This window comes from Kribbella albertanoniae (genome assembly GCF_004348455.1).
Lineage (GTDB): Bacteria > Actinomycetota > Actinomycetes > Propionibacteriales > Kribbellaceae > Kribbella > Kribbella albertanoniae.
Genome location: NZ_SMKA01000574.1, coordinates 1 through 686, shown reverse-complemented (window position 1 = coordinate 686; position 686 = coordinate 1). Strand labels below are relative to the sequence as shown.

Sequence of the window (686 nt, the reverse complement as noted above, 5' to 3'; positions counted from 1 at the left end):
GGCAACCCAAGCCGCCTGCAACGGCACCAACCCATGAATCCCAGCCCCCACCGCCCCCCGAACATGCACAGCATCAGGCTCCCGAGCCGCAGCAGCCTGAGCCGGCAGAACGGACCGCGCAAACCACCCCGCCAACGCAGCCGTCGTCACCTCGGCCACGCTGCTCCGTCGCCTCCAGAACCCACCCTGTTTCCGGCCGGAGGTTGCTGCGGTCAGCGCCGCGCTCACAGCCAAGCTCAGCCGGGCCGGCGTCGGCGTACCGCCGTGGACTTCGCCTCGGGAGAGCGTGGTGACGGCGAGGATGTGGGCGCCGACAGCGAGGGCAGGAGCGAGCGCTCGCCGCCGTTCAGCACCCGCACCGACCAGTACGTCGAGGGCCCGCGCGGACGCCATCACCGCCGGTCCCGCGACCGTGTTCTTCGCGACTACGTCGTACGTCCAGGCGGTGGCGGCCAGCGCGGCCGACGTGGCGAGCGTCGACCGGCCACCACTCAACGCCGACAACACGAGCCCACCCGCAGTGAGCCCAGCCGCGAGGTTGAACGCAGTCTGCGCAGGCACCCGCCCCGACGGAATCGGCCGCTCGGGCCGCTCAACCGCATCCAGTTCACGATCGGCCCAGTCGTTCAACGCCATCCCGGCCCAATAAATGCAGATCGAAGAAGCCGACAACCCAACCGCCCGCC

The 686-nt window shown here is 70.6% G+C and carries 1 protein-coding gene; it reads right to left on the bottom strand.

The genetic code is table 11. The annotated features are described in order from the left end of the window. A partial coding sequence (locus E1261_RS44975; protein ID WP_238176873.1) for a UbiA family prenyltransferase occupies positions 1-636 on the bottom strand: 636 nt, incomplete at its 3' end. Positions 637-686 lie beyond the last annotated feature (50 nt).